The following is a 13037-nucleotide window of genomic DNA, read 5'->3' as shown; positions in this document are numbered from 1 at the left end:
GTCCGGCTCCTTTCGTCTATTCTGCCCGTGGTTACTCAAAAGGGGTTAATAAAGCGACTTTCGGGATGGTCATCCCGAAAGTCTCACGAGAAAGGTCACTCGGTCAACTGACGGTAGTTCGGCCTTTTACGACGTTTACGGCTCCCCCTTTTTCTATCACGATTGCTGGGTGCTTAGACAAAGCAGCCTGATGTATTCGGTGAGAGGAAACGCCGATCGATCAGTCTTATGAACAGCAAAAGCCAAGGCCCGATGTCAGAACCGGACCTTGGCTTCGGTTTTGTGTCGGTGAATTTGATCTCTGCCATACAGCGCGAATAACGGTGAAACCTCTACGAACAAGAGAGTCGGAAAAGGAGACGTCTTATGTCGAGCAATGAGTTTGCCGACCTGTTGGTGAGCGGGGGTTCGGTCGGCACGTCCGGCATTCCGGAAGCTCTGGCGACCCTGGAGTCGAAGATCGCGGCGGGCACCGCCAGCGTCGGCGTCATCGGCCTGGGTTACGTCGGCCTGCCTCTGGCGCGGCTGTTCGCGCGGGCCGGCTTCTCGGTGACGGGCTTCGACATCGACCCGGAAAAGGTCGCCAGCCTGAACGGCGGCACCTCCTACATCGGCACCGTGTCGACCGACGAGGTCCGCGGGATGCTGGAGGAGGGCCGCTTCACGGCCACGGCGAACTTCCAGTCGCTGGCCGACATGGACGCCATCGTCATCTGCGTGCCGACGCCGCTGACCCGCAACCGCGAACCGGACATGAGCTGCATCGAGGTCACCACCCGGCAGATCGCCCAGGTGCTGCGCCCCGGCCAGCTGATCGTCCTCGAATCGACCACCTACCCCGGCACGACGCGCGAAGTCGTGCGCCCGATCCTGGAGAAGACCGGCCTCGTCAGCGGCACGGATTTCCTGCTGGCCTTCTCGCCGGAGCGCGAGGACCCGGGCAACGAGACCTTCACCACCGCCCGCATCCCGAAGATCGTCGGCGGCGAGGACCCCAACGCGCTGCGCATCGCCTGCTCGATGTACGGCCGCGCGCTGGAGCGCGTGATCCCGGTCTCGTCGCTGGAAGCGGCCGAGGCGGTGAAGCTGACCGAGAACATCTTCCGCTGCGTCAACATCGCGCTCGTCAACGAGCTGAAGGTCGTCTACGACGCGATGGGCATCGACGTCTGGGAAGTGATCGAGGGCGCCAAGACCAAGCCCTTCGGCTACATGCCCTTCTACCCCGGCCCCGGCCTGGGCGGTCACTGCATCCCGATCGACCCCTTCTACCTGACCTGGAAGGCCCGCGAGTTCGACGTCGCCACCCGCTTCATCGAGCTGGCCGGCGAGATCAACACCCGCATGCCGCATTACGTGGTGGAGCGGCTGTCCCAGGCCATGGACTCCAAGCTGGGCCGCGCGCTGCGCGGGTCGCGCATCCTCGTTCTGGGCGTCGCCTACAAGAAGAACATCGAGGACATGCGCGAAAGCCCGGCGCTGAAGATCATCGATCTTCTCCAGGACCGCGGCTGCGAGGTCTTCTACTACGACCCGCATGTGCCGGAGCTTCCGGAGACGCGCCGTCTCGCCCGCATGGCCGGCACGCCGTCGGTCGCGCTGGAGGAAATCCAGCAAGGCGCCTTCGATGCCGCGATCCTGTGCACCGACCACGACTCCTTCGACCTGAAGGCCTTCCTGGACGGGCTGCCGCTGATCGTCGACACCCGCAACGCCTTCGGCAAGGCGGGCATCGTCGACGAGAAGATCGTGAAGGGCTGACCGCCGGCCTGGACCCTAACCGACCGATCCTCAGGAGAATGGGATGGCCGCGTACACTCATGTAGACGGAGCCCTGGGGTCCGAAGCCAGCACCCGGGAGGTCGCGCTCCGCGACCTCCTCCAGGTGCTGCGCCGGCGCCGGAGCACGATCATCGCCAGCGTCCTGTGCTGCACCGCGCTGGCCACCACCGGTGCCCTGCTCTATGAGCCGCGGTTCACCAGCCAGGCCGTGCTCATCATCGACCCGCGCACGACGGAGGTCACGGACATCAACGCCGTGATCTCCAACCTGCCGCGCGAGGCGGCGGCGATCCGGACCGAAATCGACATGATCACCTCCAGCGCCACCGCCGCCAAGGTGGTGGACCGGCTTGGGCTGGTCCATGACCCGGAGTTCAACGGCGCCATCGAACGGCCTTCGGCCATCGACCGGGCCATCGCCGGGATCAACGACACCATCGGCTACGACCTGTCGCCGCTGCAGCAGCAGATCACCGGCTATCTGAACTCCGCCGGAATCGGTGTGAAGGAGCCGACGACTGCGGAGAAGGAGCGTGCGGCGGTCATCGCCGACGTCCGCCGCGGCCTGTCGGCGACCAGCGACGCCCAGTCCTACACCATCGTCGTCTCCTTCAAGGCGAAGGAGGCGGAAAAGGCGGCGCGCATCGCCAACGCCTTCGTGGACGAGTATCTGCTCGACCAGCTCCAGACCAAGCAGGAGGTCACCCAGCAGGCCAACAAGTGGCTGGAGGACCGCATCAACGAGCTGCGCGCCCAGGTCGAGGTGTCGGACAAGGCGGTGCAGGACTACCGCGCGCAGCAGGGCCTCGTGCTCGGCAGCGCCGGCGGCGAGACCTTCCTGTCGCAGCAGTTGGCCGAGCTGAACCGCGCCCTGGTCGTCGCCCAGACGGAGCGTGGCCGGGCGGAGGCGCGGGCGCAGAACGCCCGCATCGTCGCGCGCAGCCCGACCGAGGGCAACGCGGCCGAGGTGCTCGGCTCGCCGCTGATCCAGCGGCTGGGCGAGGAGGAATCGGGCATCGCGCGGCGGCTCGCCGAATACCGCACCCGCTACGGCGACCAGCATCCGGCGGTGCAGGCCTACGTCAACCAGTTGACGAACCTGCGCCAGAAGATGCGCGAGGAAGCCACCAAGATCATGGCGGTGATCAACAACGAGGTCGAGATCGCCCGCGCCCGCGAGCGCGAGCTTGAGGCCGCGTTGAAGAAGCTGACCGCCGAGACCGCCGGGGAGCTGGGCGCCAACGTCCGCCTGGCCCAGCTGCAGCGCGAGGCCGACGCCAACCGCCGCGTCTATGAAGGGCTGCTCCAGCGTCTCGTCGAAACGCGCGAGCAGGACGACCTTCAGCAGCGCGACGCCCGCGTCGTCTCCAAGGCGGAGCCGCCGCTGGAGCCGTCGACCCCGGGCAAGAAGCTGTTCGTCGGCGGCGGTCTGGCCGTGGGCCTGCTGATCGGCATGTTCCTGGCCTTCCTGCGCGACCATCTGAACAAGACCTTCCGCAACACCCAGCATGTGGAGGAGACGATCGGCGTGCCGGCCATCGGGCTGGTGCCGTCCCTGCCGCATCACAAGAACGCCAAGCCGGAAGACTATGTCCTCGACCGTCCGCGGTCGGAGTACAGCGAGGCGGTGCGCGCCATCGGCGTGTCGCTCTACGCCCGCGGCGCCCTGAACACCGGCTCCGTGGTGATGGTCACCTCCGCCGTTCCCGGCGAGGGCAAGACCACCGTCTGCCTGACCCTGGCGCGCATGCTGGCGGCGTCCGGCCGGCGGGTCCTGCTGCTGGAATGCGACCTGCGCTGCCCGCGCATCGGGAACGTGCTGGGCGACAACGCCCCGGGCGACCTGAGCGATCTGATCGTCGGCAAGGCGGAGTGGAACGACGTCGTCCAGGTGGATGGCCGCAGCGGACTGCACTATGTCGTCGGCCGCCCGCATTGCGACCACCCGCAGGAGCTCCTGGGGTCGGAGAAGCTGGCGAGCATCATCAAGTTCGCCTCGCTCGAATACGACTGCGTCATCCTCGACACCCCGCCGATGGCGGTCGTGGCGGACGCGGGCGTGCTGACCCGGTCGGCGACGGAATGCCTGTTCGTGGTGCGCTGGGAGCAGACGCCGCGCGCCGTCGTCCAGCGGGCCATCGACCGGCTGACCGAACTGGGCCGCGACGTGACCAGCGTCGTGCTGAGCCGGGTGGACCTGAAGAAGCTGGCCCGCACCGACGCGTCGGAAGAGGCCTACGGCATGAACGAGGCGCGCCGCTACTACACGCGCTGACCATGACGTGACGGCGGAAACGCCCGGCGCCCCGGCGGCCGGGCGTTTCCGTACCCCCGGGCAGGAGTTGACCCGGGGGTTCATCGGGGGAACAGGATGAGTGCAACGCCATTTCCGCGAAACCGAGCCGCTCTGGCGGCGGCGCCCGCTGCGGACGCGCCGCCCGCCCGGCCACGGACGCCGCTCCTGCGCAGCGCCGCCGATCTCACGCCCAGCCTGTTCGATCAGGTGGTGTGCGCCATCGGCCTGATCCTGCTGTGGGACGCGCTGCTGTCGGTGATGATGTCCGCGCCCTCGCAGCGCTTCATCCTGCGCGCGGGCGGCGCGCCGGAATCCTCCGGCGACACCATCAAGCAGCTCATCTTCGCCGCGCTCTACGCCACGGCCCTGCTGCGGATCGTCATGCTCCACGGCGTCCGGGCCTTCCGCTATCTCAGCATTCCCATGGCGCTCATGGTGGTGCTGGCCATCGCGTCCAGCCAGTGGTCGCATGACCCGTCGCTGACCATCCGCCGCAGCGTGGCCCTGGTCGGCACGACCATCTTCGGCCTCTATGTCGGCCTGTCCTACGGCGAGGTCGCGCTGGCCCGGCTGATCCACCGCGCGGTCTTCGTGCTGGCGGTGCTGAGCGCGCTTCTGGCGATCGGCCTGCCGAGCTACGGCCTGATGCCGGCGGAGCAGGGATCGCAGTGGCGCGGCGTCTTCTCCCACAAGAACGGCCTGGGCGACGCCATGGCCTTCGGCCTGACCGCCGGGCTGTTCGTCCTGCGCTCCCGCCCGGTGACCGACACCATGGCGCTGGTCTGGCGGCTGGGCACCTTCGCCATCATGGCCGGCTGTCTCGCCATGTCCGGCTCCGCCACGGCGCTGATCGTCGCCACGGCCGGCATGACGCTGGTCATGCTGGTGACCCACCGGCAGGACGCCGGGTCGCTGGCGCTGGAGCTGTACGGCGGCACCATGGTCATCATGCTGGCCGCCATCTTCGCGCTGCTGAACCTGGAAAGCATCACCGCGCTGCTCGGCCGCGACATCACGCTGACCGGGCGCACGCTGATCTGGGACTTCGCGATCCGGATGATCGAGCAGCAGCCGGTGCTGGGCTACGGCTTCAGCGCTTTCTGGTCGGGGCTGGACGCGCCGGGCGCGCTGTTCTGGCGCACCTCGGGCCGCTTCGACATCCACGCCCACAACGGCTTCATCCAGACGACGCTGGACGTCGGCCTGCTCGGCCTCGGCCTCTTCCTGGTGGCCTATGTGATCTACCTGTCGCGGATCGCCCGGATCGTCCCGGTCGACCGCAGCGGGGCGGCGCGCTGGCACATCGTCTTCGCCATGATGCTCCTGCTCGGCAACGTCGCGGAAAGCAGCCTGCTGATCCAGAACGGCCTGCTGTGGTTCCTCTTCACCGCCTTCCAGACGCGGCTGGCCAAGACGGTCCACGTCCATGCCCTGACGCCGCGTCCGTCGGCGGGACGGCGGCCCAAGCTGCAGAACGGCATCCCGGTGGCGGAGTCGCGGTCATGATGTCGAGCGGCTTCGCCTTCTTCGCGACCCGGATCGCCGTCGGCGTCCTGGGCTTCGCGGCGGTCGCGGTCTTCTCGCGCATCGTCACGCCGGAGGCCTACGGCCATTACGCCCTGGTCATGGCGGCGGCGGCGGCGATCAACGCCTGCGGCTTCTCTTGGATGGGCCTGTTCGTCCTGCGCAAGTGCGGCGGCGACGCGGCGGAGCGGGACGCCTGGCTTTCCACCGTGGTCACCGCCTTCCTGGTGGTGGCCTGCGGGGTGCTCGCCATCCTGGGCGCGGTGGTGGCCTTCTATCCCGGCATGAACGGCATCGACTATGTGCTGTACCTGCCGGTGATCGCGATCCTGATCTCCTGGTTCGACCTGTCGATCCAGATGTCGCGGGCGCGGCTGAAGGGCTCGGTCTTCGCGGCCAAGTCCTTCGCCAAGGCGCTGTTCGGGCTGGCGCTCGGCTCCGCCTTCGTGCTGATCGGCTGGAAGGAGGAGGGGCTGCTGCTCGGCACCAGCATCGGCTTCCTGCTGGTCACGGCGATCTGGCTGCGCTCCGACCTCAAGGGCATCTCGCTGCGCTGGCCGGCGCGGGAGCGTGTCGGCCTCCTGCTGACCTTCGGCGGCCCGCTGATGCTCAGCCTGATGGTCGGCTGGGCGCTCGATTTCGCCGACCGCTTCCTGATCTACTGGTTCATCGGCGAGGCGGCGGCCGGCGCCTACGCCATGGCCTTCGACCTCGCCAAGCAGCCGATCATGCTGGTGGCCTCGGCGGCCTCGCTGGTCACGCTGCCGATGGCGTCGCGCGCCTTCGACAGCGCCGGCCCTCGCGCCGCGCGGCCGATCATGGCGCAGAACCTGACGATCCTCCTGCTGGTCTGCCTGCCCCTGGTGCTGATGGAGGTCATCTCCGCCCAGGGCATCGTCGGGCTGCTGCTCGGCGAGGCGTACCGCGAGACCGGGGCGGCGATCATGCCGCTCGTCGCCCTGTCGGTCTTCATCAGCATCCTGCGCATCTATCACTTCGACCTGTCGCTGCACCTGACCAAGAAGACCGGCTACATCCTGAAGCTGACCATGCTGACGGCGGTGCTGAACATCGGCGCCAACCTGTTCCTGATCCCCCGCTTCGGGGTGATCGGGGCGGCCTACGGCTCGCTGGCGGCGCAGCTCGGCTGGGTGGTGGCCGCGGTCATCCTGATGCCGCGGGCCGGCGTGCTGGCGGTGCCGGTGAAGGATCTTCTGAAGGTGACCACCGCCGCCCTGCTCTTCGCCGCCGGGCTGAAGATCGCGGCGATGGAAAGCGACCTGCTGCTCGTCCAGCTCGCCCCGGCGGGCAGCCTCTATCTGCTGGCCCTGGCCGTGCTCAATCCCGCCAACCTGATGGGTCAGGTGCGGATCGCGCTGGCCCGGCTGAAACGCACCCGATCCCCGGCATGAACACCATGAACAGGCGTGAGGAAGGAACAGGCACCATGTCGAAAAAGCTGGTGGTTTGCGTGTGCACCTACCGCAGGCCGAAGGATCTTCACCGCACGTTGCTGTCGCTGGAGGGGCTGACCTTCAACCCCGACGCCCCGCTGGACGTCGAAGTGCTGGTGGTGGACAACGACCCGGCGCGCTCCGCCGAACCGCTGTGCCGCGAGATGGCGCAGGACTGGCGCTTCCCCATCCGCTACGCGGCGGAGCCGGTGCCGGGCATTCCCGCCGCCCGCAACCGTTGCCTGGACGAAACCACGGACGCCGACCTGATCGCCTTCATCGACGACGACGAGGTGGCGAGCCCCGGCTGGCTGGACTGGCTGGTGACGGCCATGGAGCGCACCGGCGCCGCCGTGGTCGCCGGCCCCGTCCTGCCGATCTACGAGAAGCGTCCGCCCGACTGGCTGACCAAGGGCCGCTTCCACGACCTGCAGCGGATGCCCACGGGCAGCGAGCCGGCCTATTGCGCGACCGGCAATGTGCTGTTCCGCCGCTCCATCCTGAAGGGCGGCGTGCGCTTCGATCCGGAGCTGAGCCTGTCCGGTGGCAGCGACGTGCTGTTCTTCGAGCAGATCCGACGCCAGGGCCATCGCATCGTCTGGTGCGATGAGGCGACCATCGAGGAGCATGTGCCGGCCAGCCGCATGACCGCGCGCTGGATTCTGCGCCGCGCCTTCCGGCTCGGCACCTGCGTGTCGCTGACCGAGGCCAAGCTGAACGGCCAGCGCCGCACGCTGGTGAAGCGCTCCACGCTGGGCCTCGCGCACATCGCGCTGAACATTGCCGCCCTGCCGCTGGTGCCGATGGTGATGGCCTTCGACACGAGCTGGCCAATCCGCCGGCTCCAGAAGATCTGCGTCGGCAGCGGCTATCTCTACGGCCTGATGGGCTTCCAATATCTGGAGTACAAGCGATGAAGGACGTTGAGGTGAACGGCGGAAAGGCGAAGGGCGGGACGGCGGAAGCCCCGCCCGTCACCGTCAGCGCGGTCATCCCGACGCGCAACCGCCCGCATCTCGTGCTGAACGCCGTGGAGAGCGTGCGCGCCCAGACGCTTCAGCATCTGGAGATCGTCGTCGTCGTCGACGGGCCGGACCCGGCGACCGTCGCGGCGCTGGAGGCGGTGGAGGACCGCCGCCTGCGCATCGTGCAGAACCCGGCCTCGCTCGGCCCCGCGGGGGCGCGCAACGCCGGCGTGCAGGCGGCGCTCGGCGAGTGGATCGCCTTCCTGGACGACGATGATTCCTGGGCGCCGGAGAAGCTGGAACGGCAGCTCGCCGCCGCCAAGGCGTCGGGCGCCAAGTTGCCGGTGGTCTCCTGCAGCACCAGCGTCAGCATCGGGGAGCGCCGCTACGTCTGGCCGCAGCGCCGGCCGGAGCCGGGCGAGCCGATCAGCGACTACCTGATCGACCGCCGCAGCCCGCTGTCCCGCCCCGGCTATCTCGCAACCCCGACGATCATGGTGCCGCGCTCTCTGGCGCTCGCCGTGCCGATGCCGGACTACCGCCATTTCGAGGATTGGGGCTGGCTGTTCCGCGCGCTCGACCAGCCGGGCGCGGAGTTGGTCTTCGTCGACGAGCCGCTGTGCTTCGTGGAGATTGACGAGGGCCGCGCCTCGCTGCATTCGGTGGACGACTGGCGCCAGGCCTTCGAATGGGCGCGCACGCACCGTCCGCTGATGACCGGCAACGCCTACGCCGCCTTCCTGATGACCAAGGTCGTCGGCATGGCCCGCCGCGAGGGTGACTGGAACGCCGTCCGCCGCCTGCTGGCCGAGGCGACGCGGGCGGGCGACCCGAAGATGCGGCATTACCTGATGTTCTTCGGGACCTGCGTGGTGCCGCCGTCCTTCCACCGCCGGGTGCGCGCAGCGACCCATTCGGACGCCGCGACGGCGTGAGGCCCCACCCTAAAGCGGATTGTCGCTGAGTATAGACGGAATTTTGGCTGGCCTGAGCGGTTGGAGGAAGACACCGCTGAAGGACCGCGCGCCATGGGCCAGCCATATTCCGCCGATCTGCGCGAACGGGTTCTGCTGGCTTATGAGCGCCACGAGGGCGGCCCCGAGTTGCTGGCGCGGCGCTTCCAGATCAGCCGAGCCTGCGCGTACAACTGGGTGCGGGCCGCGCGCCTTGAGGGGCGGCGGGTCGCCAAGCCCCATGCCGGCGGCGTACCAGCCAAACTGGACGCGGAGGGCGTGAGCGTGCTGCGGGCCTTGGTGCGGGAGGATAATGACGCGACACTGGCACAGTACCGCGACCGGTTGGCCGCACGCACCGGCATCGCGCTGAGCCCGGCGGTGGTGTGCCGCACCTTGAAGCGGCTGGGGTTGGCGCGCAAAAAAAGACGCTGAGGGCCAGCGAGCAAGAGCGCATGGATATCGCCGCGGAACGCGCGGCCTACCGGGACGATGCGGTGGTCCACGAACCGGCGCGTTTGGTTTTCCTCGATGAAACCGGCATCAACACCCAGATGACGCCCACCCAGGCCCGGGCGCCGCGCGGCCAGCGGGCGCTCGGGTCCGTGCCCTGTGGGTCGTGGCACCGCGTCACGGTGCTCGGGGCGTTGAGCGCCGAAGGCATGCTGGCCGCCATGAGCATCGAGGCGTCTACCTCCTCGGCCGTGTTTCTCGCCTTTGTCGAGCAGGTGCTCTTGCCCGTGCTCCGGCGCGACAAACCCGGCGCCGTGGTCGTGATGGACAACCTTTCCGCTCACAAGCGGGCCGATATCCTCGCCGCCTTTGAGACCGCAGGGATCCGTGTCCGCTTCCTCCCGCGCTACTCGCCCGACCTGTCGCCCATCGAGCCCGGCTGGGCCAAGCTCAAAGGAATCCTGCGCGCCAAGGAAGCCCGCACCGTCGAGGCCCTCAACGAGGAACTCGGCCCAGCCCTCAATGCGATCACCGCCACCGACGCCAAAGCGTGGTTCAAGCTATGCGGCTACCCGAATCTAAACTGAGCCGAAATCCGCTTTAACGCAGGGGAGGGAACTGTTTCTCCCTCCCCTGCGAAGCGGGGGAGGGCCGGGGAGGGGGGCAACAACACTCCCCTCCCCTCTTCACATCACCACGGCCAGCAGCAGCGGCAGTGTCAGGAACGACAGCGCGGTGGAGCCCAGCACCATCCCGGCGACCTCCTGCGGCGCGTTGTTGTAGCGCAGCGCCCAGAGATAGTTGAACACCGCCACCGGCATGGTGCTTTCCAGCAGAACGACGCCGCGCATCGTGCCCTCCAGGCTCAGCACCTCCACCACCGCCAGCCCGGCGGCGAAGCCGAGCAGCAGGCGCAGCGCCGACATGGCCAGCGACCGCATCATCCCCTGCATCCGCAGCCCCGCCAGAGCCACCCCCAGCGAGAACAGCATCAGCGGCACCGCGCAGTTGCCGAGCAGCGTCGTCGTGTTGGTCACCCATTGCGGCGGCTGGAAGCCGGTCAGCAGGACAAAAACCGCCAGCGCGACCGCGTAGATCACCGGCGTGCGCAGCACCTGCTTGGCGTCCGTGCGCCCCGCCGCCAGGGCCGGACCGATGGTGAACTGGAGGACGGCGAGCGTCGCGAAGAACAGCACGGCCAGCCCCATCCCGGTCTCCCCAAAGGCGAACAGGCAGACGGGAATGCCCATGTTGCCGCCGTTGGGAAAGCTGAGCGCCGGCAGATAGACGCGTAGCGGCAGGCGGCTGGCGAGCAGGATCGGCGTCGCCATCAGCCCGGCCAGCGCCATGCTGCCGACCGAGGCCGCCGCCATGGTCAGCAGGTCGTCCCCGCCCAGCGTCAGGCGGGCCAGCGAGGAGAAGACCAGGCAGGGGGTGGAGACGTTGATCGCGAAGGTGGTGATGAAGGCGCTGTCATAGGGCAGCTTGGCACGGCTCCAGCCGAAGCCGAGGGCGGCGATCAGGAACACCGGCACGACGACCGCGGCGATGCTGGACAGGGGGGCGAGCAGGTCCATGGTCAGCGCGCGGCCTGCGTGTTGGCGGCGTGGAACCAGCCCAGCCCATCCTCCGTCCGGCCACAGGGCCGGTACTCGCAGCCGATGAAGCCGCGGTAACCGGTGTCGGCCAGAACCTCGAACAGATAGGGATAATGGACCTCGCCGCGGTCGGGCTCCTGGCGGTCGGGGACGCCGGCGATCTGCACATGGGCGGTGAGGTCGGCGTTGGCCCGGATGCGGGTGGCGAGATCGCCCTCGCTGATCTGGCAATGGTAGAGATCGAGTTGGAGCTTCAGGTTCGGCGCCCCCACCGCCTCGATCACCCGACGGGCCAGCGCGGTGCTGTTCATCAGATAGCCGGGCATGTCGCGGTTGTTGATCGGCTCCACCAGCAGCGTCAACCCGGCCTCCGCGCAGGCCGCCGCGGCGTGGCGGAGGTTGGCCGTGTAGAGCGCCAGAGCCGCGTCGCGCCCCTGCCCTTCCGGCGGGATGCCGGCCATACAGTGCAGCAGCCGGTTGCCCAGCACCTTTGCGTAGGCGATGGCGGTCGCCACACCCTTGCGGAACTCCGCCTCGCGGCCGGGCAGGCTGGCAATGCCGCGCTCCCCCGCCGCCCAATCGCCGGGGGGCAGATTGAACAGCGCCTGGGTCAGGCCATGGGTGTCCAGCGCCGCCTTGATCCGCTCCGCCGGAACGTCGTAGGGGAACAGGAACTCCACCGCGTCGAAGCCGGCCGCCGCCGCCGCGCCGAACCGCTCCAGGAAGGGCCGCTCGGTGAACATCATGGACAGGTTGGCGGCGAATCTCATGGCGTCCGTCCCCTGGCTGTCGTGGGCATGGTCCCCTCCCCTATCGTCTGGGCCGCCGTGGCGGCCGGTTGCACCGACAATGCAGCAGGCGGACGGTCCGGACAATCGCCGGCTTATGCCGCACACGCTTGTCAGGTGACCGCCCATACCGGTTGCGCGGAATTGCGGGTGACACGCACAGTGCACGGCCCTTACCGCAGCCGGACCCGACGGATGATGAAGCGACTCGCCGCCACCGCCCTGACCCTCCTTCTGGCCACCCTGGGTGGCGGGCTGTTCGCCTTGGCGGGGCTTCCCGCAGCGTGGCTGATGGGGGCAATGACCGCGGTGGCCGGCGGGGCGCTCGGCGGGTTGAAACTCCGCCTGCCCTCCCCGCTCGGCACCGCCGCCTTTGTGCTGCTGGGCATTTCCATGGGCGCCGGGGTGACGCCGGACACGCTGCACCAGATGGCCTCCTGGCCGCTCAGCATGGCGCTGCTCGCCGGATCGGTGATGGCTTGCCTATACGCCTGCTCGGCGTGGCTGGAGCGGGTGCACCGCTGGGACCCGGCGACCGCGCGCTACGCCGCCGTTCCCGGCGCGCTGGGCGCGGTGCTGGTGCTGGCGGCGGAGAGCCGGGCCGACCTGCCGCGGGTGGCGCTGGCGCAGAGCCTGCGGCTGTTCGTCCTGGTCGCCGCCATGCCCTGGTTGCTGGATCTGATCGCCGCCACCCCCGGCCTGCCGCCCCGCCCTGCCCCCTCCGACGCGGCGGGCGCGCTGCCCGAGCTGGCGTTGCTGGTCGGGGCAAGCGCTCTCGCCGGGCTGCTGTTCCAAAGGCTGCGCGTGCCCGGCGGCGTGCTGCTCGGCGCCATGCTGGGAAGTGCTGTGCTGCACGGCGGCGGCCTTGTGGACCACCGTTTGCCGAACTGGCTGCTCAACGCGGGTTTCGTGGTGACGGGGGCGCTGATCGGATCGCGCTTCGCCGGGGTCACGCTGGCGTCCCTGAGGGCGGCGCTGCGCCCGTCGCTGGAAAGCGTGGCGCTGGCGCTCGCCCTGTCCTCGATCTTCGCCTGGGCGGGAGGCTGGTTGCTCGGCCTCCCCTTCGGTCAGCTCTGGCTCGCCTACGCGCCGGGCGGGGTGGAGGCGATGACCATCGTGGCCTTCGTGCTCGGCCTCGACACCGCCTTTGTCGGCACGCACCATGTCGTGCGCTTCGCCGGGCTGGGCTTCCTGGCCCGCTGGTGGCAGCCCCGCCGCGGCTGA

At 68.9% G+C, this 13037-nt stretch carries 11 protein-coding genes; 9 read left to right on the top strand and 2 right to left on the bottom strand.

What is annotated here, in order from left to right; translation table 11 throughout:
• Positions 1-366 precede the first annotated feature (366 nt).
• From D3869_RS25630 to D3869_RS25595, 8 genes are all read left to right on the top strand, one after another.
• A complete protein-coding gene (locus D3869_RS25630) occupies positions 367-1761 on the top strand; it encodes a nucleotide sugar dehydrogenase (protein WP_137142559.1) in 1395 nt (464 codons plus the stop codon).
• A gap of 43 nt (positions 1762-1804) precedes the next feature.
• On the top strand, positions 1805-4057 hold the full coding sequence (locus D3869_RS25625) for a GumC family protein (RefSeq protein ID WP_137142558.1): 2253 nt from the start codon (positions 1805-1807) through the stop codon (positions 4055-4057).
• Positions 4058-4153: 96 nt separating this feature from the next.
• The gene (locus D3869_RS25620; RefSeq protein WP_137142557.1) at positions 4154-5584 is read left to right on the top strand and encodes an O-antigen ligase family protein; all 1431 of its coding nucleotides are present in this window, start codon (positions 4154-4156) and stop codon (positions 5582-5584) included.
• Positions 5581-7014 (top strand): lipopolysaccharide biosynthesis protein, encoded by a 1434-nt coding sequence (locus tag D3869_RS25615; RefSeq protein WP_137142556.1) that lies wholly within the window; start codon positions 5581-5583, stop codon positions 7012-7014. Before D3869_RS25620 ends, D3869_RS25615 begins: the two co-directional genes overlap by 4 nt.
• Positions 7015-7049: 35 nt before the next feature.
• Positions 7050-7973, top strand: coding sequence for a glycosyltransferase family 2 protein (locus D3869_RS25610; protein ID WP_014242000.1), 924 nt, complete (start codon positions 7050-7052; stop codon positions 7971-7973).
• Positions 7970-8956 (top strand): glycosyltransferase family 2 protein, encoded by a 987-nt coding sequence (locus tag D3869_RS25605; RefSeq protein ID WP_137142555.1) that lies wholly within the window; start codon positions 7970-7972, stop codon positions 8954-8956. The genes D3869_RS25610 and D3869_RS25605 overlap by 4 nt, the downstream gene beginning before the upstream one ends.
• 93 nt (positions 8957-9049) lie before the next feature.
• Positions 9050-9409 carry an IS630 transposase-related protein gene (locus D3869_RS25600; RefSeq protein WP_137140950.1) on the top strand — a complete coding sequence of 120 codons (360 nt, stop codon included), beginning with the start codon at positions 9050-9052 and terminating at the stop codon, positions 9407-9409.
• A 20-nt stretch (positions 9410-9429) separates the two neighbouring features.
• Positions 9430-10014 (top strand): IS630 family transposase, encoded by a 585-nt coding sequence (locus tag D3869_RS25595; protein WP_247895652.1) that lies wholly within the window; start codon positions 9430-9432, stop codon positions 10012-10014.
• Between the two features lie 99 nt (positions 10015-10113).
• Here D3869_RS25595 and D3869_RS25590 read toward each other — a convergent pair whose 3' ends face one another.
• Entirely contained in the window at positions 10114-11004 is an 891-nt protein-coding gene (locus D3869_RS25590; protein WP_137142554.1) for an AEC family transporter, read from the bottom strand.
• 2 nt (positions 11005-11006) lie between these two features.
• The gene (otnI, locus tag D3869_RS25585) at positions 11007-11795 is read right to left on the bottom strand and encodes a 2-oxo-tetronate isomerase (protein WP_137142553.1); all 789 of its coding nucleotides are present in this window, start codon (positions 11793-11795) and stop codon (positions 11007-11009) included.
• 213 nt (positions 11796-12008) lie between these two features.
• Between otnI and D3869_RS25580 the strand changes: the two genes are divergently transcribed.
• A complete protein-coding gene (locus tag D3869_RS25580) occupies positions 12009-13037 on the top strand; it encodes an AbrB family transcriptional regulator (protein ID WP_137142552.1) in 1029 nt (342 codons plus the stop codon).

This window comes from Azospirillum brasilense, assembly GCF_005222205.1.
Classification (GTDB): domain Bacteria; phylum Pseudomonadota; class Alphaproteobacteria; order Azospirillales; family Azospirillaceae; genus Azospirillum; species Azospirillum brasilense_G.
Note: the sequence above shows the minus strand (reverse complement) of the source record. Positions and strands in the feature narration are given on the sequence as shown.

What these genes read in the sequence shown, in the direction of transcription:
- D3869_RS25630 (WP_137142559.1), top strand. Translation starts at nt 367, where the DNA reads ATGTCGAGCAATGAGTTTGCCGACCTGTTGGTGAGCGGGGGTTCGGTC.
- D3869_RS25625 (WP_137142558.1), top strand. Translation starts at nt 1,805, where the DNA reads ATGGCCGCGTACACTCATGTAGACGGAGCCCTGGGGTCCGAAGCCAGC.
- D3869_RS25620 (WP_137142557.1), top strand. Translation starts at nt 4,154, where the DNA reads ATGAGTGCAACGCCATTTCCGCGAAACCGAGCCGCTCTGGCGGCGGCG.
- D3869_RS25615 (WP_137142556.1), top strand. Translation starts at nt 5,581, where the DNA reads ATGATGTCGAGCGGCTTCGCCTTCTTCGCGACCCGGATCGCCGTCGGC.
- D3869_RS25610 (WP_014242000.1), top strand. Translation starts at nt 7,050, where the DNA reads ATGTCGAAAAAGCTGGTGGTTTGCGTGTGCACCTACCGCAGGCCGAAG.
- D3869_RS25605 (WP_137142555.1), top strand. Translation starts at nt 7,970, where the DNA reads ATGAAGGACGTTGAGGTGAACGGCGGAAAGGCGAAGGGCGGGACGGCG.
- D3869_RS25600 (WP_137140950.1), top strand. Translation starts at nt 9,050, where the DNA reads ATGGGCCAGCCATATTCCGCCGATCTGCGCGAACGGGTTCTGCTGGCT.
- D3869_RS25595 (WP_247895652.1), top strand. Translation starts at nt 9,430, where the DNA reads ATGGATATCGCCGCGGAACGCGCGGCCTACCGGGACGATGCGGTGGTC.
- D3869_RS25590 (WP_137142554.1), bottom strand. Translation starts at nt 11,004, where the DNA reads ATGGACCTGCTCGCCCCCCTGTCCAGCATCGCCGCGGTCGTCGTGCCG.
- otnI (WP_137142553.1), bottom strand. Translation starts at nt 11,795, where the DNA reads ATGAGATTCGCCGCCAACCTGTCCATGATGTTCACCGAGCGGCCCTTC.
- D3869_RS25580 (WP_137142552.1), top strand. Translation starts at nt 12,009, where the DNA reads ATGATGAAGCGACTCGCCGCCACCGCCCTGACCCTCCTTCTGGCCACC.